This window comes from Coprococcus sp. AM11-30B (genome assembly GCF_027674365.1).
Lineage (GTDB): Bacteria > Bacillota > Clostridia > Lachnospirales > Lachnospiraceae > Allocoprococcus > Allocoprococcus comes.
In genome coordinates this window covers 133,564-154,778 of the sequence record NZ_JAQDVB010000005.1, presented here as the reverse complement: position 1 = coordinate 154,778, position 21,215 = coordinate 133,564, and the positions used below count along the sequence as shown (strand labels likewise).

20 protein-coding genes, 1 other RNA gene and 1 riboswitch are annotated in these 21,215 nt (G+C 44.1%); of the genes, 18 read left to right on the top strand and 3 right to left on the bottom strand.

What is annotated here, in order from left to right; all coding sequences use genetic code 11:
- Positions 1-11: 11 nt before the first annotated feature.
- Together PGU50_RS04550 and PGU50_RS04545 are read left to right on the top strand one after the other, a co-directional pair.
- Entirely contained in the window at positions 12-1,022 is a 1,011-nt protein-coding gene (locus PGU50_RS04550; RefSeq protein WP_270246213.1) for an NAD(P)H-dependent glycerol-3-phosphate dehydrogenase, read from the top strand.
- Positions 1,023-1,106: 84 nt separating this feature from the next.
- On the top strand, positions 1,107-3,557 hold the full coding sequence (locus tag PGU50_RS04545) for a cation-translocating P-type ATPase (RefSeq protein WP_270246212.1): 2,451 nt from the start codon (positions 1,107-1,109) through the stop codon (positions 3,555-3,557).
- Between the two features lie 63 nt (positions 3,558-3,620).
- Here PGU50_RS04545 and PGU50_RS04540 read toward each other — a convergent pair whose 3' ends face one another.
- Positions 3,621-4,592: a cation diffusion facilitator family transporter gene (locus PGU50_RS04540; protein ID WP_270246210.1), complete on the bottom strand. Its 972-nt coding sequence runs from the start codon at positions 4,590-4,592 to the stop codon at positions 3,621-3,623.
- Between the two features lie 211 nt (positions 4,593-4,803).
- On the opposite strand from PGU50_RS04540, the gene spoIVA reads away from it, so the two are divergent.
- From spoIVA to PGU50_RS04475, 13 genes are all read left to right on the top strand, one after another.
- Positions 4,804-6,276 (top strand): stage IV sporulation protein A, encoded by a 1,473-nt coding sequence (gene spoIVA, locus PGU50_RS04535; RefSeq protein ID WP_270246209.1) that lies wholly within the window; start codon positions 4,804-4,806, stop codon positions 6,274-6,276.
- A gap of 164 nt (positions 6,277-6,440) precedes the next feature.
- Positions 6,441-6,926, top strand: coding sequence for a MogA/MoaB family molybdenum cofactor biosynthesis protein (locus tag PGU50_RS04530; protein WP_117834041.1), 486 nt, complete (start codon positions 6,441-6,443; stop codon positions 6,924-6,926).
- 8 nt (positions 6,927-6,934) lie between these two features.
- Positions 6,935-7,624, top strand: coding sequence for an MBL fold metallo-hydrolase (locus PGU50_RS04525; protein WP_118198387.1), 690 nt, complete (start codon positions 6,935-6,937; stop codon positions 7,622-7,624).
- A gap of 11 nt (positions 7,625-7,635) precedes the next feature.
- Positions 7,636-8,109: a ribonuclease HI gene (rnhA, locus tag PGU50_RS04520; RefSeq protein ID WP_008374972.1), complete on the top strand. Its 474-nt coding sequence runs from the start codon at positions 7,636-7,638 to the stop codon at positions 8,107-8,109.
- Positions 8,110-8,155: 46 nt separating this feature from the next.
- Positions 8,156-8,503, top strand: an RNA gene (gene rnpB, locus PGU50_RS04515) — RNase P RNA component class A.
- Between the two features lie 262 nt (positions 8,504-8,765).
- Positions 8,766-8,891, top strand: a complete 126-nt coding sequence (locus PGU50_RS04510) for a hypothetical protein (RefSeq protein ID WP_270246208.1) — start codon at positions 8,766-8,768, stop codon at positions 8,889-8,891.
- A gap of 114 nt (positions 8,892-9,005) precedes the next feature.
- Positions 9,006-9,896: a hypothetical protein gene (locus PGU50_RS04505; RefSeq protein ID WP_270246206.1), complete on the top strand. Its 891-nt coding sequence runs from the start codon at positions 9,006-9,008 to the stop codon at positions 9,894-9,896.
- A gap of 106 nt (positions 9,897-10,002) precedes the next feature.
- Positions 10,003-10,146: a hypothetical protein gene (locus PGU50_RS04500; protein ID WP_243002759.1), complete on the top strand. Its 144-nt coding sequence runs from the start codon at positions 10,003-10,005 to the stop codon at positions 10,144-10,146.
- Between the two features lie 262 nt (positions 10,147-10,408).
- Entirely contained in the window at positions 10,409-10,864 is a 456-nt protein-coding gene (locus PGU50_RS04495; RefSeq protein ID WP_117556138.1) for a MarR family winged helix-turn-helix transcriptional regulator, read from the top strand.
- On the top strand, positions 10,851-12,188 hold the full coding sequence (locus PGU50_RS04490; RefSeq protein ID WP_117556136.1) for an MATE family efflux transporter: 1,338 nt from the start codon (positions 10,851-10,853) through the stop codon (positions 12,186-12,188). The genes PGU50_RS04495 and PGU50_RS04490 overlap by 14 nt, the downstream gene beginning before the upstream one ends.
- Positions 12,189-12,267: 79 nt before the next feature.
- Positions 12,268-12,347: riboswitch (Fluoride riboswitch) on the top strand.
- A 52-nt stretch (positions 12,348-12,399) separates the two neighbouring features.
- Entirely contained in the window at positions 12,400-13,578 is a 1,179-nt protein-coding gene (locus PGU50_RS04485) for a cation:proton antiporter (RefSeq protein ID WP_270246205.1), read from the top strand.
- A gap of 331 nt (positions 13,579-13,909) precedes the next feature.
- On the top strand, positions 13,910-15,277 hold the full coding sequence (locus PGU50_RS04480; protein ID WP_270246204.1) for an MATE family efflux transporter: 1,368 nt from the start codon (positions 13,910-13,912) through the stop codon (positions 15,275-15,277).
- A gap of 13 nt (positions 15,278-15,290) precedes the next feature.
- Complete coding sequence (locus PGU50_RS04475; RefSeq protein ID WP_270246202.1) at positions 15,291-15,881, top strand: cytidylate kinase-like family protein; 591 nt, start codon at positions 15,291-15,293, stop codon at positions 15,879-15,881.
- A 299-nt stretch (positions 15,882-16,180) separates the two neighbouring features.
- On the opposite strand, the gene PGU50_RS04470 is transcribed toward PGU50_RS04475, so the two are convergent.
- The gene (locus tag PGU50_RS04470) at positions 16,181-16,624 is read right to left on the bottom strand and encodes an aspartate carbamoyltransferase regulatory subunit (RefSeq protein WP_117556128.1); all 444 of its coding nucleotides are present in this window, start codon (positions 16,622-16,624) and stop codon (positions 16,181-16,183) included.
- Between the two features lie 14 nt (positions 16,625-16,638).
- Positions 16,639-17,559, bottom strand: coding sequence for an aspartate carbamoyltransferase (gene pyrB / locus PGU50_RS04465; protein WP_117823146.1), 921 nt, complete (start codon positions 17,557-17,559; stop codon positions 16,639-16,641).
- A 217-nt stretch (positions 17,560-17,776) separates the two neighbouring features.
- On the opposite strand from pyrB, the gene pheA reads away from it, so the two are divergent.
- The 3 genes from pheA to prmA are packed head-to-tail and all read left to right on the top strand — an operon-like array spanning position 17,777 to position 21,196.
- On the top strand, positions 17,777-18,907 hold the full coding sequence (gene pheA, locus PGU50_RS04460; RefSeq protein ID WP_055155638.1) for a prephenate dehydratase: 1,131 nt from the start codon (positions 17,777-17,779) through the stop codon (positions 18,905-18,907).
- Positions 18,908-18,930: 23 nt separating this feature from the next.
- Entirely contained in the window at positions 18,931-20,220 is a 1,290-nt protein-coding gene (locus PGU50_RS04455) for an ATP-binding protein (protein WP_270246201.1), read from the top strand.
- A 13-nt stretch (positions 20,221-20,233) separates the two neighbouring features.
- Complete coding sequence (prmA, locus tag PGU50_RS04450) at positions 20,234-21,196, top strand: 50S ribosomal protein L11 methyltransferase (RefSeq protein WP_008374985.1); 963 nt, start codon at positions 20,234-20,236, stop codon at positions 21,194-21,196.
- Positions 21,197-21,215: the final 19 nt, after the last annotated feature.

Below are 21,215 nucleotides of genomic sequence, written 5' to 3'. Positions count from 1 at the left end.
AGGTAATAATTATGGCAGAAATCGGAGTTATCGGTTCAGGAAGCTGGGGAACGGCCCTGGCGCTGGTACTGAATAAAAACGGACATCATGTAACCATCTGGTCTTATTTAAAAGAAGAAGCAGATGAGATTAGGGAGAAGCGGGAAAATCCAAGTAAGCTTCCGGGCGTTCATATCCCGGAGGAGATCGAGATCACAACAGATCTGCAGGGAAGCGTGGAAGGAAAAGATGTGGTCGTTCTTGCAGTTCCGTCTATGGCAACCAGAGCTACGGCGAAGAAAATGTGCCCGTATGTAAAGGAAGAGCAGATTCTGGTCAATGTGGCAAAAGGAATTGAAGAGGGTACTTTAAAGACACTTTCCGAGCAGATTGAAGAAGAGATTCCGCAGGCAAATGTAGCTGTTCTTTCAGGTCCAAGTCACGCGGAAGAAGTAAGCCGCGAACTTCCGACAACGGTTGTAGTCGGAGCAGAGACAGAAGAAACCGCCATTTATCTGCAGAAAATTTTTATGAATGATGTGTTCCGCGTTTATACGAGTCCGGATATCAAAGGAATTGAGCTTGGTGGCTCCCTGAAAAATGTCATTGCACTTGCAGCCGGAGTTGCAGATGGACTCGGATATGGGGATAACACCAAAGCTGCTCTGATCACCAGAGGAATTGCAGAGATTACAAGGCTGGGTATAAAGATGGGTGGAAAGCTGGAATCCTTTACCGGACTTACCGGAATCGGCGATCTGATCGTCACCTGTGCAAGTAAGCACAGCCGTAACCGTAAGGCAGGTGTTCTGATCGGTGAGGGAATGACGATGGAAGAAGCGATGGCTGAGGTCAAGATGGTAGTCGAGGGCGTGTATTCAGCAAAAGCGGCAAGAGAGTTGGCTGAAAAATATGAGGTATCCATGCCGATCGTGGAAAAGGTCAACCAGGTACTTTTTGAAGGCAAACCTGCAAAGGATGCGGTAAGCGAACTGATGATGCGTGACGGACGCAGCGAATACAGTAACCTTCCGTGGAATTAAAGTTTCAAAGAAATTTCATAAAGTCTTAATGGAAAATCCTTCCGTATAGGCGTATAATGACGTGTATACAGGAGGATTTTTTGTATGAAATTCGGAAAAAAAGAAAAAGAAACACAAGAGGAAGAGGTCGTTCGCGGCGAGATCCAGCGTGTGGTTCCGGACTACCGGGTAGGTCTTAATCCCGAGCAGATCCGGATAAGGGAAGAGAATGGCTGGACCAATGATGAGGTTACCCCGCCGGGACTTACGACAAAAGAGATCGTTCATAATAATATATTTACCTATTTCAACCTAATCTTTCTGATTCTGGCGATTCTGCTGTGTCTGGTAGGTTCTTTTCGAAATCTGACATTCCTGCCGGTCATTATCTGCAACACACTGATCGGGATCGTTCAGGAGATCCGATCCAAGAAAGTACTGGATAGGCTGACCATGCTGAATGCGCCGCACGCAGAGGTAATCCGTGGAGGGGTATCGCTGAATCTGGAGGCGGATCAGCTGGTTGTGGATGACATTGTTGTATTTCGTGCAGGGAACCAGATCTGTGCAGATGCGGTCGTTGAAGCTGGTGAGGTTCAGGTCAATGAATCTTTACTTACCGGTGAATCCGATGAGATCACGAAAAAGCGTGGAGACCATCTGATGTCAGGTAGTTTTGTGGTATCAGGAAGCTGTCATGCACGTCTGGACAAGGTCGGAGCAGATTCCTATATTTCACAGCTGACTCTGGAAGCAAAAGCCATGCAGCAGGGGGAACAGTCGGAGATGATCCATTCCCTGGACAAGCTGGTAAAAATAGTCGGAATCGCACTGATCCCGATAGGAATCATTTTGTTCGTGCAGAGTTATTTCTATAATCACGACAGCTTCCGGCAGAGCATTATCTCCATGGTTGCTGCAGTGATCGGCATGATCCCGGAAGGATTATATCTTCTTGCAAGCGTGGCACTTGCGGTGAGCGCAATGCGTCTTGCATCGAAGAAGGTATTGCTCCATGATATGAAGAGTATCGAGACTCTGGCGCGGGTGAATGTGCTTTGTGTTGATAAGACAGGTACGATCACGGAAGACAGTATGTGTGTCAGCGAAGTGGCGAAAGCCAAGGCCTATGACGAAGAAAAGATGCCGGATCTGAACCGGATGATCGGCGATTTTGTCAAAGGAATGGACGCGGATAACAGCACGATGTGTGCGATGAAAGAACATTTTACAGAGCATTCAGATAAAGTGCCGGAAAAAGTGATTCCTTTTTCTTCCACGGTCAAATATAGCGGAGTAATTTTCAAAGATCAGGCATATGTGCTTGGTGCACCGGAATTTGTCCTGCGTGAGGATTATACAAAGTATCAGGGAAGAATAGAACAGTATACGTCCAAGGGGTTCCGTGTACTGGTATTTGGAAGCTATGATGGAGAGCCGGATGGTAAGCCGTTGACTGGAACGGTAACGCCGCTTGGTTATATCCTCCTTCTCAATAAAGTCAGGGAAGAAGCGCCTGCGACTTTCAAATATTTTGCGAACCAGGGTGTTGCGATAAAAGTTATTTCCGGTGATAATCCGATCACCGTATCGGAGACTGCGAAGCAGGCCGGAATTGAAGGCGCAGAGAATTACGTGGATGCGGGAACATTAAAGACCGAAGAAGATATTGCCCTTGCGGTGAGCAAATATACGGTCTTCGGAAGGGTAATCCCGGAACAGAAAAGACAGTTTGTGCAGGCACTGAAAAAGCAGGGAATGACGGTCGCTATGACCGGTGATGGTGTTAATGATGTACTTGCCCTGAAGGATGCAGACTGTTCGGTGGCGATGGCATCAGGAAGCGATGCGGCGGTCCAGGCGTCCCAGGTGGTACTTCTGGAATCCGATTTTTCAAGGATGCCGGAGGTTGTTCTGGAAGGAAGAAGAGTTGTCAATAACATTCAGCGTTCAGCAAGTCTGTTCCTGGTGAAGAATATTTTTTCCTTCCTGCTTGCAATTTTCTCGGCAGTCTTTATGATTACCTATCCGCTGGAGCCATCTCAGGTATCGCTGATCAGCATGTATACGATCGGTATTCCGGCATTCTTCCTGGCACTGCAGCCGAACCGGGATATCATTAAGGGACACTTCCTGACCAATGTGTTCTTAAAGGCACTTCCGGCAGGACTTACGGATGTATTTGCGGTTGGTGCGCTGGTTGTATTTGGACAGACGTTCGGAGTTGCATCCAAAGATATTTCTACGGCGGCGACGATGCTGCTTGCAATTGTCGGATTCATGATCCTTTACCGGATCTGCCAGCCGATGAATGCACTGCGTATGATCGTCTGGATCGGATGCGTGATCGGACTGTTAGGATGCAGTATCTTCCTGCCACAGTTATTTGCGATTACGGGAATGTCCAGAAAATGCATTATGCTTTTTGTAGTATTCTCTATCGCGACCGAGCCGGTACTTCGGTATCTGACGAAGCTGATCGAATGGCTGAGAAAGCAGTACATAAAATTTATCAAGAATCCAATCAAAGAATTTAAAGGAAAAGCTGCCGATTAAGGCAGCTTTTCTTGGAAAATGAGTATTTTTAAAGAATAAAGATCAGATAATTCAGTCTGCAAATTATGCATTCGGATCCACTTCTTCCGACTGGTTTACGATATGATTGGTCAATGCCTCATCATCCGTGGTAAACACAATATCCGGCAGAAGTTCAAAATAAAAATCCGTATATTTTTTCGCAAGAGCCTGGATACAGAAATTCTGTACGATCTTAAACCGGGTAATGGAAACCAGATCTTTGTCAAAGGTGATGTAAACACTGATCCAGAGCTTTCTTCCGGTACGGAGAATGTCATAGTAGAGTTTTTTGTAACCATAGGCATTTAGGACAGGTTCGATCGTTTCTTTAATTTCATCAACAGTCTCTTCCTCCGGCGGGATCAGGAACAGATCCCGAAGTCCGGTTATTACCGTCTTTATCGGCGTCGGCAGCATAAAGATGGACAGGGTGACGGTAATGATCTGGTCAAGATAAGGTGTTATGGGTCTGAACCATGGAAAAGGCAGCAGAACCGGAAGAAAGAAGGCAATTGCCATACCGAAAGAGGCAATACTGTCGATCTCCCAGCCTTCCATTTCCATTGTGATCAGTGGGAAATCCATCAGACGATTCTTATATTTGAGATAAATGGATACGGTAATTCCCAGAAAAAATGCAAATAATTCAAACCAGGCAATGGTATCAAAAGCGACTTTTCTGCCACCATGAATCATGATTTCGATATTGTTCAGGATCAGCCCGACGGTAACGCCAGTCATGGTAATGCCCTTGACAACGACAAACATAGATTCAATCTGCATATAACCGAACGGGTGCTTTTCATTGGATGGCTTGTAAAGTAGCGGAATCAGAAAAAGCGACGGCAGGAGCATGCAGAACTCGACTCCGTCATAGATTGCGTCCAGAAGAACTGCCTGGGAACTGGTGTAGATTGCCATGACGATCTCAACGATAACGAAAAACAGATTCCCGTACAGGGAGACAGACATGGCTTTTTTTTCTCTTTTCTGTGCTTTTCTTCCTACGTGCATAGGATACCTCCTTTTTTGACTGTAAGAAAATCCCGATAGGATTTTCTGATAAATGAAAGGCATTACGTGCCTGTAATACGCTTTTTGTTACCATTTATCATACCCGATTTTGAAATTGATGGCAAGAAAGTAAAAGTGAACTGGCAGTATAGTTGTTCTAAACCGGGGAAAGCCCGCATACACTGTATCAGCAATCAAAGGGGGACAGTGTATGGATACATTTGATTTATACAAGGATATACAGTGCCGGACGAATGGAGAGATCTATCTGGGTGTGGTAGGACCGGTACGGAGTGGCAAATCAACCTTTATCAAGCGTTTTATGGATGTGCTGGTGCTGCCGAAAATGACCGATGAGCATGCAAAAGAGCGGACGGTGGATGAGCTTCCGCAGTCTGCGTCAGGGAAGAGCATCATGACAACGGAGCCGAAATTTGTGCCAAAAGAAGCTGCCGAAATCCAGCTCGCAAAGGATGTGAGTGTGCTGGTGCGTCTGATCGATTGTGTGGGCTATATGGTGGAGGGAGCCGCCGGTCACATGGAAAATGGAGCAGAACGTCTGGTGAAAACGCCGTGGAACGAAAAAGAAATTCCGTTTACAAAGGCGGCAGAAATCGGGACGAAAAAGGTAATCCATGACCACTCCACGATCGGGATTGTTGTGACGACAGACGGAAGTATCGGAGAGCTTCCCAGAAACAGCTACCGGGCGGCAGAAAAGAAAACGATCCAGGAGCTGAAAAGCATTGGCAAGCCGTTCGTGGTCTTGGTCAATACCCGGAAACCATACAGCGCAGAGGCAAAAAACGTGGCAGAAGAAATCCAGAAAGAATATCAGGTAACGGCACTTCCGGTCAACTGTGAACAGCTTCGGGAAGAAGATATCCACCGGATCATGGAAAATGTGCTCTTTGCATTTCCGGTCACAGAAGTAAATTTTTTCCTTCCAAAATGGGTGGAAATACTTACAGCAGATCACAAGGTCCGGGAAGAGCTGGTATCTTATGCAAGAGAAGTCATGGGCAGAATCGGAGAAATCCGGGATGCGATGGAGATCCGGAAGCCGGAGCAGAGTACCTACATAAATGCAGTAAATGTAACAGGTGTGTCCATGGATACCGGTGAAATCTCGGTTGAAATCAAGGTAGAAGATGGCTGTTATTATGAAATGTTAAGTGATCTGACCGGAACGCAGATCAGCGGGGAATATGATCTGATCCATACAGTGCGTAATCTTGCCATGCTCCAGAAAGAATATGAAAGTGTCAAAGATGCACTTGCTTCGGTTAAAATGAAAGGCTACGGTGTAGTCAGCGCGACAAGAGAAGAAATCCGGCTGGACGATCCAGTGGTAATCCGGCAGGGCAATAAATACGGAGTAAAGATCCGTTCGGAAGCACCTTCTATCCATATGATCCGAGCTAACATTGAGACCGAGATCGCGCCGATCGTGGGGAGTGAGCAGCAGGCAAAGGATCTGGTAAATTATATCAACGAGGCGGCAAAGAGCCCGGATGGAGTCTGGGGAACCAATATTTTCGGAAAATCGATCGAAGAGCTGGTGATGGATGGCGTGCGAAACAAGATCGCCATGATCGGAGATGAAAGTCAGGCAAAACTGCAGGACACCATGCAGAAGATCGTCAATGACAGCAACGGAGGTATGGTTTGCATCATTATCTAAAATTTTTCTTAAATCAATTCGATTGGCGGTAGGAAACTTGCATGGCAATCCGAGAGTATGTTATACTAAAGTCTATACGTTAGGGGATACATTTTCATGGAATGAATGGTCATATAAGATACCATGAAATCTATACGTGAGGAGAAAAGAAAAGAGGGACATCTATGAAAGTAGCAATTGTATCAGCAGACACCATGATATACAGAAAACAGAAGGATGATACGTGTTCGCCAATCGTGCGAAGAGTGCTCGATCAGGTCAGCTTCAAGACAGAGCTTGTACAGCCGGTACCAAATGACAGGGAGGTTATCCGCAAGATCCTTGCGAAGATCGCGGATGCACAGATGGCAGATCTGATCCTTACGATCGGTGGGATCGGATGCAGAGAAGAGGACTGTGTTCCGGAAGCGACAAAGGCAGTGGTCGATAAGGAGATTCCGGGGATCGGAGAGTCGATGCGTCTTTTTATGACACGGACCAGAAAAAGGGCAATGCTGACGAGAGGAACAGCAGGTATCCGGGGTAAATCCCTGATCGTCAATCTTCCGGGAAGTCCGAAGATCATTAAAGAGTGTCTGGAATATGTTCTTCCGGAGATTGTTTATGCGACAGAGACGGCAGTCGGTGAACATGATGATGTTGAGGAGTAGGCAGACAGATGAGGGTGACGTATATCGGACACAGCGGATTTTCAGTGGAACTGGAATCCCATATTCTATTATTTGACTATTATGAAGGAACGATGCCGGAGTTTGATCCAGCGAAGAAGCTGTTGGTGTTTGCCAGCCATTCCCATCCGGATCATTTTAACAGAGAGATCCTGAAGCTTGCGGATGTGTATCCGGATGTGGAATATATTTTCCCGAAGGATATCAGAATTGCGAAAAAGGAGCAGCGTGAATCGGAACATTTCATGCGAAAAAGGGATGAGATTACTGTCGGGGATACAAAGGTAAAAAGCCTGCGCTCAACCGATGAAGGGGTTGCCTTTCTGGTAAGATGCGAAGACAGGATCATTTATCATGCAGGGGATCTGAACTGGTGGCACTGGGAAGAGGAAGATGATGCGTATAACCGGATGATGCGCGGCGATTATCAAAAGGAGATTGAAACGCTGGTCGGTGAGAAGATCGATCTTGCATTTGTCGTGCTTGACCCGAGACAGGAAGAGCAGTTTTACTGGGGCTTTGACTGGTATATGCGGCATACGGATACGAAGATTGTATTTCCGATGCATATGTGGAAGCAGTACGAGGTGCAGGACCGGCTTATCGGAATGGAAGTATCAGAGCCATACCGGGAGAAGATCATGCGGGTCCGGGAAAAGGGACAGGTATTTGAACTATAAGGAGACAATTTATGAAAGTCAGTATTTATACAGATGGAGCGGCAAGAGGTAATCCGGACGGACCGGGCGGTTATGGAGTCGTTCTGGAATATGTAGACCCGAAGGGAGAACTTCACGTTAAAGAGCTTTCTGGCGGCTATGTGCGGACAACCAATAACCGGATGGAGCTGATGGCTGTCATCCGGGGGCTGGAAGCGCTCAACAGACCTTGCGAGGTAGAGCTTTATTCTGATTCCCAATATGTGGTCAATGCATTCAATCAGCACTGGATTGAGGGATGGATAAAAAAGGGCTGGAAGCGTGGGAAGAATGAGCCGGTCAAGAATACCGACCTGTGGAAGCGTCTTCTGGAAGCGAAAAAGCCGCACCAGGTGAACTTCAATTGGGTAAAAGGGCATGATGGACACCCGCAGAATGAACGTTGTGATACTCTTGCGACAACGGCAGCAGACGGAAATGAGCTGCAGGTTGATCCGGGAGTGTAGAAGAAATCCTTTACACTGATAAAAAAATATGATAAAGTATCTAAGGCAAGTAAGACAGACGTTCGCGGATGCAGGTGCCGAAAGGCTGCAGACGAGGAAAGTCCGGGCTTCACAGGGCAGGATGCCGGATAACGTCCGGTAGAGGTGACTCTAAGGATAGTGCAACAGAAATATACCGCCTGTAGATGCAGGTAAGGTTGGAAGGGCAGTGTAAGAGACTACCGCCTGGGTGGTAACACACAGGGCATATGTAAACCCCATCCGAAGCAAGACCGAAAAGAAGTGGTATGGCGGCCCGTCATGCTTCAGGTTGGTCGCTTGAGTCTGCTGGCAACAGCAGAACTGGATAGATGAACGTCCACGACATAACCCGGCTTATCGTTTTGCTTGCTTTTTTATTTTTAATTGAGAAATTTTGAAAAGAATCTGTACTTATATTTTTGAAGTATACAGATTCTTTTTTCGTAAATAGAATTTATTTTATTTTCTTCAAGGTTTGGTTTAGAATTTTTTTGACATGCCTGCGGTATTGAGTCGGCGTCAGTTGAAAAGCTTTTCGAAATCTGATAGGCGGTCTCAGATGGAAGACCGGAACGGATAGCACCCTTATTTTACACAATCTGGTGAAGACAGGGAATGTAGGGAAAATACCAATTATGCCATCGGAAGAATGGAGAATGTCAGATCCAGAGTGCAGAGTAACAGTAAGAGGAGTACAGCCTTTGTATTTTATTTATGAAGGAAGTAATGTTGTTGATTTCAAACAGTTTGTGTTAAAGTAAAACGGAACAGTAATTGTTTTCTAAATAAAAAAAGAGAATGAAAGCAAATAGCAGGAGTGGAGGATGTAAAGAAAAATGAAGAACGATTGTTTCAAAATTCAGAGGAAAAGAGACATGGCATATTACCACCTTCCGGGCTTGTTTGAATTTTATGAACTGTACAAGCTGTTTCTGCCGTTGTTTTATACACACAGGGAGTATTTTTATGACTGGTGTGAGATTGGCTCTATTTATGGCGCTCCGGAAGACTGCCTGTGGGGCGGTGGACGTGTGGGGATGGGAGAGGCAGAGCCGGAAGAAGTGCTTGCACTTACGAAGGAATACAGGATTTCTGCCCGCCTGACCTTTAGCAATTCCCTGCTCAGAGAAGAGCATCTTGCGGATAAGAGATGCAATGCGTTTTGTCGGTTGTTTGAGGAAGGCACAGGTGTGAAAAACGGTGTGATCGTACACTCGGATCTGCTGCTGGATTATTTGAAAAAGAATTATCCCGGATTATATTTTGTCTCATCTACCACGAAGGTTTTGACGGAGTTTCAGGAGTGCCTGCGGGAAATACAGCGAGAAGAGTTTCAGTATGTTGTGCCGGATTTTCGCCTGAATAAGGTGTTGGATAAATGGAATACATTATCAGAAGCCCAGAAAGATAAAGTCGAATTTCTGTGCAATGAATGCTGCTGGTTTGGCTGCAGGGACAGAAAAATCTGTTACGAAGATGTGAGCCGGAAAAATCTGGGAGAAGCCGGGGAAGAACATCGGTGCACTGCGCCGAATGCGAAAGAAGGCTACCGCTTTTCAAAAGTAATGACCAATCCCGGATTTATCAGCGTAGATGACATCAAAAATATTTATTTGCTGATGGGATTTACGAATTTTAAAATCGAGGGCAGGGCACTTGGAAGTGCGCTGGTTCTGGAATTTCTGCTGTATTATATGACAAAGCCGGAATATCAGCTGCATGTGAGAGAAGAACTGTATCTGGATAATATGCTGGATTTATTTTAGAAGCTTTTACTATGAAATTTCATAGTGACTTTCCGTATACGATGCACAGAATCTGGAAGGATACCAGATCAAAGGAACTGCGGAATATATTACAGAGGGAGCCATCGTGGATACATTCAAGGCTATGGTTGAAGACATGTTTAAAGGTGCTGCTACTGCAAAGGGAGCACTTGTCATCACACCGTCCAAAGTCATTGTTACAACACCTGGTGCAGCCATTCAGATCTGTAATTATGAGAGCCAGCGGTAGTGGAATGGAGCTGGATGGAAAACACAGAGAATGGCTTCTTACATCGTTGGATTAAGAGAAATATATAAAACAATGGTCAATATCTTTTGCGATGAAAAAATCGCATCTGATATTGGCTTTTTATTTACTATTGACAAATAAAAAAATCATTCATATAATTACCAATGGTAATTAACTGTGATAATTATTTTAATATTATCATAAGATCAAAAAAAACAGAGAATGATGGTTTCACAAAAATAATTACAGGAGGAACAGGTACATGGAAAACAGAACAATTAAGAGAATGTTTGATGCATGCTACCAGGCAAAGCGAATCCGGGAGCTGCTTCCGCCGCTGCCAAGTGGTGTGCGGTCAACATTTATCCAGTATCTGGATGCGATTCAGATGCTGGAAAAAGATGATGTTTCCGTGAAGATATCGGATATTAGTGATGCACTAAATCTTCCAAGACCCGGTGTTACCAGAACCGTAAAGGAAATGGAAGAGAAGGGATTTCTTCAGAAGATTGCATCGCCGGATGACGGAAGAGTGACTTATATTACGATCACAGAGGCCGGAAAAGAACTGCATCAGAAATTCGATGCACAGTATTTTGACATGCTAGCACCTTATATGGACGAGATATCGGAAGAGGATGCTCAGAATATGATCCGGACAATCGAAAAATTCTATCAGATTATGAGAGAGAGGAGAGAATACGATGGCAGCAGATAAGACAGATTTTACACAGGGAAGCATTTTGAAGAAAATGGTTGCCTTTATGATACCGATTCTGGGGGCATTGATCCTGCAGGCGGCTTACGGTGCAGTAGACCTTCTGGTGGTCGGGCGTTATGGCTCGACATCGGGACTTTCTGCGGTTTCTACAGGAAGCCAGGTACTGAATCTGGTGACATTTGTAGTGACACAGCTTGCAATGGGCGTGACGGTACTGATCGCCCGGTATCTGGGAGAAAAACGGGCAGAACAGATTGGTTCTGTAATCGGAGGATCCGCAGTTGTATTTGCTGGGATATCCGTTCTGCTGTTTATTTTAATGGTGTTGTTTGCACATCCGATTTCTGTTCTGATGCAGGCACCAAAAGAGGCAGTTACCCTTACATCAAGCTATGTGCGTATTTGCGGATGTGGAATTTTCTTTATCGTGGCATATAATGTGCTGGCCGCTATATTCAGAGGAATGGGAGACAGCAAATCCCCGCTGTTATTTGTTCTGGTCGCATGTATCATCAATATCATGGGGGATCTTGTTCTGGTTGCAGGACTTCATATGGATGCAGCGGGAGCGGCAATTGCGACTGTAATGGCACAGGGATGCAGCGTTGTCTTTGCAGTCATCATCCTGATGAAAAAGAACCTTCCGTTTACGATTTCCAGAAAGAGTTTCGGATGGAATCCGCAGTGTGGGAAATTCCTTAAGATCGGACTGCCACTCGCACTTCAGGAAGGACTGACACAGATTTCATTTCTGGCACTATGTGCATTTGTCAACCGGCTCGGCCTGGAAGCATCCTCCGGTTATGGTGTTGCATGCAAGATCGTAAATTTTGTCATGCTGGTACCAAGTGCCCTGATGCAGTCCATGGCTTCTTTCGTATCGCAGAACATCGGAGCCGGAAAGATAAAAAGAGCGAAACATGCGCTGTTTACAGGAATTGGAATCGGATTGACTGTAGGATGTGTTGTATTTGTACTGGTGATGTTTAAGGGAGATCTGCTTGCAGGATTCTTTACCACGGATGTAGCAGTTATCCAGAGAGCTTTTGAGTATCTGAGAGGATTTGGGGCAGAAACCATTGTGACTGCAATCCTTTTCAGCATGATCGGATATTTTAACGGAAATAATAAGACGGTATGGGTTATGACGCAGGGCCTGATCCAGACACTTCTGGTACGTCTGCCGTTCGCTTATGTGATGAGTATCCAGCCAAACGCCAGCCTGACAAAGATCGGTCTGGCAGCACCGGTGTCTACGACTGTCGGGGTAATTATGAATGTGATTTTCTTTATCTATATGAACAGGAAAAAGGAACAGTAATTTTCTTACAGGTGAAAAATGCAAAACAAAAATCCAGATTTTCTTGCTAAATGGAAGCTGGTATGTTACACTTTCAACAGAAAATAAAGGGAATGAGGTTCTCCCTTAGTAACAAGATTGCTTAAACCGCTTATAAAAGCTGATGACTTCTGCGATTACATGACACGCAGAAAGTCTCAGCTTTTTTCTGCGTCTATAGGAGGTATTTTTTATGTTATTAAGTATTGCGCTGATCCTGCTTGTTGGAATGTGTATGAGTTGGATCTGTCAGAAGATCAAATTGCCAGGTTTGCTTGGAATGTTAGCGACCGGTGTGGTTCTCGGACCATATGTCCTGAATCTGCTGGACGGGAGTATTCTTGGAATTTCATCCGAGCTTCGGAAAATTGCATTGATCATCATTTTAACAAGGGCAGGTCTTGGACTGGATCTGTCGGGTTTGAAGAAGATTGGAAGGTCTGCTGTGATGATGTGTTTTGTCCCTGCGAGTTTTGAACTTCTGGGAATGCTTTTACTCGCACCAAAACTGATGGGAATCAGCTTGCTGGAAGCAGCAATTATGGGAGCAGTTCTTGCAGCCGTTTCACCGGCGGTTGTAGTGCCGAGAATGGTAAAAATGATGGAGGAAGGATACGGAGTAAAGGAAGGAATCCCCCAACTGATCCTTGCCGGGGCATCCGTAGATGATGTCTATGTGATCGTATTATTTTCTACGTTTGTGGGGATGATGCAGGGAAAGGGAGCTTCCGTTATCAGTTTTGTAAATATCCCGGTATCGATCATTTTGGGAATCATAATAGGGCTGATTACCGGAACCTTGCTGGGCTACTTCTTTAAAAGAGTCCATATCCGGGATACTTCAAAGGTTCTGATTATTTTGAGTATATCATTTTTGCTTGTTACGATCGAAGACAGGCTGACAACTGCAATTACATTTTCCGCGCTGATCGCAATTATGTTTATCGGAATCGGACTGCAGAGAAAAAGAGAGACTGTTGCAAAAAGAATCTCCATAAAATACGGAAAATTGTGGGTTGGAGCAGAGGTGTTTCTGTTTGTACTGGTTGGAGCAACGGTCAATATCGGGTATCTGGGAAAGGTTGGAATTAAGGCAGTGCTTTTGATTGCAGGCGCATTGCTGTTCCGGATGCTTGGCGTATTTGTATGCCTGCTTGGAACCAGTCTTGGTGGAAAAGAGAAAGTCTTTGTGATGATGGCATATACACCAAAAGCAACGGTGCAGGCGGCAATCGGAGGAATTCCGCTTTCGCTGGGATTTGCCTGCGGGGATATGGTGCTTACGGTGGCAGTACTTGCGATCGTACTGACAGCGCCGCTTGGGGCATTTGCCATTGATCTTTCTTATAAAAAGTTGTTGAATAAAAGGTAAATGATAAAAATGTCGAATTTTGTAAATGATAAAAATGGTTCATAGGAGAAAGAATTTTCTGAAATTTTTGTTTGACTTTTTGAAAAACGCCCAATATAATAAATTATTGAACGAGTAGCCGAACTAGCGTAAATCCAGTTTTGCTGCTCGTTTTTTGTTTTTTATAATAATGCCATGGAAAAGTGTGTAGCTTATCAGCGTAAGTCCAACTTATGAGATAAGTACATACTTTTTTTATTTCATTAAAAGTTCTTTCGGAATTTTTTATGAAATAAAAGGCACTATGTGCCGCGGCATAGTTATTTTTTAGAAGAAGGAGGAGCAAGTTAAAATGGCAGAAAGTAACAAGATGAGGGAGATGCCGGTAAATAAGCTTATGATCCAGATGGGGATACCGATGATCTTATCTATGGCATTACAGGCGGTCTATAACATTGTAGACAGTGCCTTTGTCGGAAACATGAAGGTGGGAAGTGAAGCGGCGTTAAATGCGCTGACACTGGTGTTCCCGATTCAGATGCTGATGGTAGCAGTTGGAATCGGAACCGGTGTGGGAACCAATGCACTTCTTGCAAGGACGCTGGGGCAGCAAAATCCGAGAAAGGCAGCGAAGGTTGCAGGAAACAGTCTGTTCCTTGGAACAATCATTTATGCAGTATGTCTGTTGTTCGGAATTTTTGGAGTAAAAGCATACATTTCCTCGCAGACAGTGGATCCGGAGGTCCTTTCGATGGGAACAAGTTATCTGAGGATATGCTGCGTGATTTCTTTTGGAATTATCTACTTTTCATTATTTGAGAAGTTGTTACAGGCAACCGGACGTTCTCTTTATTCAACGATCGGTCAGGTTGTAGGAGCCGTGGTCAATATGATCCTTGATCCGATCATGATCTACGGGATTGGACCTGTGCCGGAAATGGGAGTGCGTGGTGCTGCTTATGCAACCGTTATCGGACAGGTTGTATCTGCAATATTATTATTCGTATTCCATATGAAATTAAATAAGGAATTTGAGCACGGTGTAAAGTATATGAAACCAGAATCCGGAATTATAAAGGAAATCTATACGATCGGTCTTCCGGCAATTATTGCACAGGCACTGATGTCGATCATGGTCTATGTCATGAATCTTATTTTAAAATTCAACCCGGCAGCCCAGACCGCATATGGTTTGTTCTACAAAGTCCAGCAGTTTGTACTTTTCCTGGCATTTGGACTACGAGATGCGATTACGCCGATCATCGCTTTTTCCTATGGTATGGGAAGCAAAAAGCGAATCAGAGATGGAATCCGTTATGGATTGATCTATACGGTAGTTTTGATGATTGCAGGGATTGTGATTACAGAGATTTTCCCAGATGCATTTGCGAGCTTGTTTAACGCAGGTCAGTCAAGAGAATATTTTTTCGGAGCAATGAGAATTATCTCGATCAGTTTTCTTTTTGCAGGAATCAATGTGGCATATCAGGGAATCTATCAGGCATTGGATGGAGGTTTTGAATCACTTGTGATTTCACTGCTAAGACAGTTTGTGATCATATTACAGCTGGCGGGATTTTTTTCGATTTTTGTCAGAAGCGGTCAGGCGGGAGTTTCACTGATCTGGTGGGCATTTCCAATTACTGAGCTTGTAGCTTGTCTGGTAGGATATGTATTTTTAAAGAGAATGAAAAAGAACAAAGTAGACAGTCTGAAATAAGGAGGGAGCGAAAATGGCAAAAAAAATTATTACAATCAGCAGAGAATTTGGAAGTGGTGGACGTTTTATAGGAGAGGAAGTCGCAAAAAAGCTTAAAATTGCGTATTATGATAAAAATATCATTACTCAGATTGCCGAGCAGTCTGGATTTTCCCAGGAATATATTCAGAAAACTTCCGAACTGTCGCCGAAAAAGGGCTTATTTGTGTATGCGTTTGCAGGACGGGATATAACAGGAAAATCGGTAGAAGATATGGTTTATGAAACACAGAAGAAAATAATTCTGGAAATTGCAGAAAAAGAAAGCTGTGTGATCATAGGCAGAAATGCAGATTTTATCCTGAAAGAGAGGGATGATGTGTTGAATGTATTTATACATGGAAATATGCCGGAAAAAGCACAGCGTATCTGCAGACTGTATGATCTTACAGAAGCAGAAGCGGTAAAAATGATGGAAGATACGGATAAACGCCGCAGAGCAAATTACAATTATTACACAGAGCAGAAGTGGGGGATGGCGGCTAATTATACACTGGCACTCAACAGTTCACAGCTTGGATATGAGAGGTGTGAGAAAATGATAATGGATTGCGCGAGGGCGTAAGCTGTTGTAGCTGTAAAATATTTTTACTATATTTAAAAATGAAAACAATCAAAATGATGGTTTTTTAGGAAGAAAAAAATACCGGAATTATCTTTCTTACTGTGCAAAGGAGATCAAAAATAAAATATCCTCTCCAGATTCATGTATGTGCAATGGAGATGATATTCAGAAATTATGGAAGCCATTGCTGACATAATTTCCGTTTCCAGAGGCTCATCGGAATGGTTTGCATATAGAATCAGGAGAGGATATTTTATTTTCCCACGGCGTCCCTTTACCTAACGGTTCAAAAGCTGAATCTACTTCTTTCGATTATATTTCTCTTCACAGTACTTGCACCGATACACTTCTTTCTCCGGATCGGTCAGTACAAACACATGATCCAGACCCTGCTCGATCGAAGTGATACATCTCGGATTGTGGCATTTGATCACATTCTTGATCTCTGCCGGAAGCTTCAGATCTTTTTTCTCGACGATCTTAGAATCCTCGATAATATTTACCGTAATATTGTGATCGATAAAACCAAGAATATCCAGATCAATAATATCGATCGGGCACTCAATCTTGATAATATCCTTTTTTCCCATCTTGTTACTCTTTGCATTCTTAATAATGGCTACGCAACAGTCGAGCTGGTCCAGGTTCAGATATTTGTAGATATCCATGCTCTTTCCTGCCTGGATGTGATCCAGTACGAAGCCCTCTGAAATTTTCCCAATGTTCAGTGTATTTTCAACCATGTCTTTCGCCTCCCTTAATCTACATGAATATCCAAAAGTGTCAGGATCAGTGCCATACGGATATAGACACCATACTGTACCTGCTTGAAATAAACAGCTCTTGGATCATCATCAACTTCAACAGAAATTTCGTTGACACGCGGAAGTGGATGGAGAACCAGCATATCTTTTGGCGCAAGTTCCATTTTCCCTTTGTCCAGGATGTAGAAATCTTTCATACGGACATAATCTTCCTCGTTGAAGAAACGTTCCTTCTGAACACGTGTCATATAAAGGATATCGAGATCCGGAAGGGCATCCTCCAGGCGCTCTACTTCTGTATATGGGATATTTTTCTTATCCAGTACGTCTTTGCGTACATAACCTGGCAGACGGAGTTCCTCCGGTGAAATAAGTACAAACTCGATGTTCTCATAACGCACCAGGGCATTGATCAGAGAATGTACGGTACGACCGAATTTGAGGTCTCCACAGAGTCCGATCTTCAGATTATTCAGACGTCCTTTTAGAGAACGGATGGTTAAAAGGTCAGTCAGTGTCTGTGTAGGATGCTGATGTCCGCCATCACCTGCGTTGATCACCGGGATTGAAGAGTGCTGCGCTGCAACCATCGGTGCACCTTCTTTTGGATGTCTGATCGCACAGATATCTGCATAGCAGGAAACCATACGGATCGTATCTGCTACGCTTTCCCCTTTGGTAGCGGAGCTGGAAGCTGCCGAAGAAAAGCCAAGTACATTACCACCGAGATTCATCATTGCTGCTTCATGACTCAGTCGGGTACGGGTACTTGGCTCATAGAATAAAGTGGCAAGCTTTTTGCCTGCGCAAGCATGTGCATATTTTTCCGGATGAGCTTCGATATCACCTGCAAGATCCATAAGCTTATCGAGCTCTTCCACAGAAAAATCTAAAGGACTCATTAAATGTCTCATAAGAAACCTCCTTAAAAATAACCGCAGAATATGTGCGGGTTCATATATTCTTTATCTATAATATAACAAAAACATGGGTATTTCAACAAAGTTTTACATGTTTTTTCTGATCGGGTTTGCGAAGAAATGTAGATTTTACAGAAAAAATATATTATAATGAAAAATTAGTAACGTCAGCGTAAGAAGACATAAGGATAAAACGATAAGGAGTGGGACAATGCAGAGTCTGGAAGAGATGAGAAAAGAGCTGGATGTGATCGATGACCAGATCACCACGCTTTATGAGAGACGTATGAAGGTCTGCGAAGGAGTTGCAGAATATAAGATAAAGAACGGACGAAAAGTATTTGATAAGACAAGAGAGAACGAGAAACTGGCAGCAGTAGCGGAAAAGGTGTCCACAGATTTTAACAAAAAAGGGATCCGGGAGCTTTTTGAACAGCTGATGAGCATGAGCAGAAAGCTGCAGTACCAGCGTCTTTCTGAGGAAGGAGTTCTGGGAAGACTTCCCTTTATCGGACTGGATCAGCTGGATCTTGATGGTGCACGTGTGGTTTTCCAGGGAGTGGAAGGAGCCAACAACCAGGCAGCTATGTTAAAATATTTTGGGAAAAATGTGAAAAACTTCCATGTACCGTCATTCCGTGATGCAATGGAAGCAATTGAAGAGGGAAGCGCAGATTATGCAGTCCTTCCAATTGAAAATTCTTCCGCAGGTCCGGTGACACAGGTGTATGACCTTCTGGTGGAATTTGAAAATTACATTGTAGGAGAGACGGTCCTTCCGATTAAGCATATGCTTGCCGGAGTGAAAGGAACTACACTTTCCAGCATTGAAAGAGTGTATTCACATCCACAAGGACTGATGCAGACATCCCATTTCCTGGATGAACACGGAACCTGGCAGCAGATCAGTGTTGCCAATACTTCTATGGCGGCCAAGAAGATGATGGAAGACCAGGATACCACGCAGGCAGCTGTCTGCAACGAATATGCAGCAGAGCTTTACGGATTGGATATCCTGGCAAGAGAGATCAATGACGAATCTGACAACAGTACAAGATTTATCATTGTCACGAACCAGAAGGTATTCCTGAAAAATGCATCCAAGATCAGTATTTGCTTTGAAATACCGCATGAGAGTGGATCGTTGTACCATCTGCTTTCCCATTTTATTTACAATGACCTGAACATGACAAAGATCGAATCCCGGCCGGTAGAAGGAAAAAGCTGGGAATATCGTTTCTTTGTGGACTTTGAAGGAAATCTGGCAGATGCCGCAGTGAAAAATGCGATCCGTGGACTGAGGGAAGAAGCACTGAACCTGAAAATCCTTGGAAATTATTAGACTGAAAAAGAGAGGACACGTCTATGAGAACAAATGAACTGATATTATATCGTTATATGGAACATGAAGATCTTCTTCGGGACATGACATTTCTGATCGACAATGCAGATAATGATTATTACAACAAAGAGGATTTGAAGAGCCTTCTTTTCGAAAATTTAAATGAGCTGATCGAGCTGGCTGCAAACTATGGATTCGAGGGGAACCTCTGGCATACCTTCCTGACGTTCCTGCTTGCCAACAGTGAGAATGCTTACAGCACAGCCTGTGAAGTGGTAGGAGAGGTAGAGGGAAGCGTCAATAAAGCAGCCCTTCATGATTTTCAGATTTTCAAAGAACTGTTCGAATATGATCTGAAAGAGATGGGTGAAAAGCTCGGTACAGACAGTCTGGAACTGATTGAGGAATATCATCCGGTCAATGCCAAGGGACATGTATTTAACAAGAGGATTCGCGACCGGATCTGCGACTTAAGCAAAGCTCTTGCACAGACAGATGATGCAGAAGAATTTAAGACAACTGTAACCCAGTTCTACAAAGAATTCGGAGTGGGAACTTTCGGACTTCACAAGGCATTCCGTATTGAGCATACGGAAGAAGGAGCACAGATCGTGCCGATCACCAAGATCGCACACGTCCATCTGGATGATCTGGTGGGCTATGACATTGCCAAGAAGAAACTGATCGATAATACCGAGGCATTTGTAAAGGGTAAAAAAGCTAATAACTGTCTGCTTTTTGGTGATGCCGGAACCGGTAAATCTTCTTCGATCAAGGCAATCCTGAACCAGTATTATGACCAGGGACTTCGTATGATCGAAGTGTACAAGCATCAGTTCAAAGACCTGAATGATGTGATCGCACAGATCAAGAACCGGAATTACAAATTTATTATTTATATGGATGATCTTTCTTTTGAAGAATTCGAGATTGAGTACAAATATCTGAAAGCGGTGATCGAAGGCGGTCTGGAGAAGAAACCGGATAATATCCTGATCTATGCAACTTCCAACAGAAGACATCTGGTACGTGAGACATTCAAAGATAAAGCCGACAGAGATGAAGAACTGCACACCAATGATACCGTACAGGAGAAACTTTCGCTGGTAGCAAGATTCGGCGTGACCATTTATTTTGGAAAACCGGATAAAAAAGAATTCCAGAAGATTGTCACCACGCTTGCAGATCGTTATGGTGTCGAGATGGAAGAGGAAAAGCTTCTTTTGGAGGCAAACAAATGGGAACTGAGCCATGGCGGATTAAGCGGACGTACTGCACAGCAGTTTATTGATTATTTGCTTGGACAACAATAAAAGGAGAACCAATATGAAGTGGAATAAATTCAGATTAAAGACAACAACCGAGGCAGAAGACATTGTCAGTAGTATGCTGATGGACCTTGGTGTACAGGGAATCGAAATTGAGGATAAGATTCCGATGACACAGGCGGAAAAAGAGCAGATGTTTGTTGATATCCTTCCGGAGACAGGAATCAATGACGGCATCGCATATATCAGTTTCTATCTGGAAGAAGATGAAGATAAAGAAAGTCTTCTGGAAGCTGTGAAAAATGAACTGGAAGATATGCGTGCCTATGTGGAAGTAGGTGAAGGAACGATAGAAGAATCCCAGACAGAGGATGTGGACTGGGTCAATAACTGGAAAAAATATTTTCACCAGTTCTATGTGGATGATATCCTGATCATTCCGTCCTGGGAAGAAGTAAAGCCGGAAGATGAAGGCAAGATGATCGTGCATATCGATCCGGGAACTGCATTCGGAACCGGAATGCATGAGACCACACAGCTCTGCATCCGTCAGCTCCGCAAATATGTGACAGAGGACACCAGAATTCTGGATGTAGGATGCGGAAGTGGAATTCTTGGAATGCTGGCGCTGATGTTCGGTGCAAAGTATTCTGTAGGAACAGACCTGGATCCGTGTGCGATTGATGCAACCTATGAAAATATGGAAGTCAACGGTATTTCAAAGGATAAATACGAAGTAATGATCGGAAATATCATTGATGATAAAGCGGTTCAGGATAAAGTTGGTTATGGATGCTATGATATCGTTGTGGCGAATATTCTTGCAGACGTACTGGTGCCGCTGACACCGGTGATCGTGAACCAGTTAAAAGACGGTGGTATCTACGTGACAAGTGGTATCATCGAAGACAAGGAGGAGACGGTAAAAGCAGCGGTAGAGGCAGCAGGACTCACGGTCCTGGAGGTTCATCATCAGGGAGAATGGGTATCTGTAACAGCGAGAAAAGAAACGAAAGCGTAGGCAGAGAGGATCAGAAAAG

Excerpts from the sequence above, each read along its gene's own strand:
- prmA (WP_008374985.1), top strand. The coding sequence starts at position 20,234 with ATGAAGTGGAATAAATTCAGATTAAAGACAACAACCGAGGCAGAAGAC.
- PGU50_RS04470 (WP_117556128.1), bottom strand. The coding sequence starts at position 16,624 with ATGGTTGAAAATACACTGAACATTGGGAAAATTTCAGAGGGCTTCGTA.
- PGU50_RS04545 (WP_270246212.1), top strand. The coding sequence starts at position 1,107 with ATGAAATTCGGAAAAAAAGAAAAAGAAACACAAGAGGAAGAGGTCGTT.
- PGU50_RS04540 (WP_270246210.1), bottom strand. The coding sequence starts at position 4,592 with ATGCACGTAGGAAGAAAAGCACAGAAAAGAGAAAAAAAAGCCATGTCT.
- PGU50_RS04485 (WP_270246205.1), top strand. The coding sequence starts at position 12,400 with ATGTTATTAAGTATTGCGCTGATCCTGCTTGTTGGAATGTGTATGAGT.
- PGU50_RS04455 (WP_270246201.1), top strand. The coding sequence starts at position 18,931 with ATGAGAACAAATGAACTGATATTATATCGTTATATGGAACATGAAGAT.
- PGU50_RS04550 (WP_270246213.1), top strand. The coding sequence starts at position 12 with ATGGCAGAAATCGGAGTTATCGGTTCAGGAAGCTGGGGAACGGCCCTG.
- pyrB (WP_117823146.1), bottom strand. The coding sequence starts at position 17,559 with ATGAGACATTTAATGAGTCCTTTAGATTTTTCTGTGGAAGAGCTCGAT.
- spoIVA (WP_270246209.1), top strand. The coding sequence starts at position 4,804 with ATGGATACATTTGATTTATACAAGGATATACAGTGCCGGACGAATGGA.
- rnhA (WP_008374972.1), top strand. The coding sequence starts at position 7,636 with ATGAAAGTCAGTATTTATACAGATGGAGCGGCAAGAGGTAATCCGGAC.
- PGU50_RS04530 (WP_117834041.1), top strand. The coding sequence starts at position 6,441 with ATGAAAGTAGCAATTGTATCAGCAGACACCATGATATACAGAAAACAG.
- pheA (WP_055155638.1), top strand. The coding sequence starts at position 17,777 with ATGCAGAGTCTGGAAGAGATGAGAAAAGAGCTGGATGTGATCGATGAC.
- PGU50_RS04490 (WP_117556136.1), top strand. The coding sequence starts at position 10,851 with ATGGCAGCAGATAAGACAGATTTTACACAGGGAAGCATTTTGAAGAAA.
- PGU50_RS04495 (WP_117556138.1), top strand. The coding sequence starts at position 10,409 with ATGGAAAACAGAACAATTAAGAGAATGTTTGATGCATGCTACCAGGCA.
- PGU50_RS04510 (WP_270246208.1), top strand. The coding sequence starts at position 8,766 with ATGCCATCGGAAGAATGGAGAATGTCAGATCCAGAGTGCAGAGTAACA.
- PGU50_RS04480 (WP_270246204.1), top strand. The coding sequence starts at position 13,910 with ATGGCAGAAAGTAACAAGATGAGGGAGATGCCGGTAAATAAGCTTATG.
- PGU50_RS04505 (WP_270246206.1), top strand. The coding sequence starts at position 9,006 with ATGGCATATTACCACCTTCCGGGCTTGTTTGAATTTTATGAACTGTAC.
- PGU50_RS04525 (WP_118198387.1), top strand. The coding sequence starts at position 6,935 with ATGAGGGTGACGTATATCGGACACAGCGGATTTTCAGTGGAACTGGAA.
- PGU50_RS04475 (WP_270246202.1), top strand. The coding sequence starts at position 15,291 with ATGGCAAAAAAAATTATTACAATCAGCAGAGAATTTGGAAGTGGTGGA.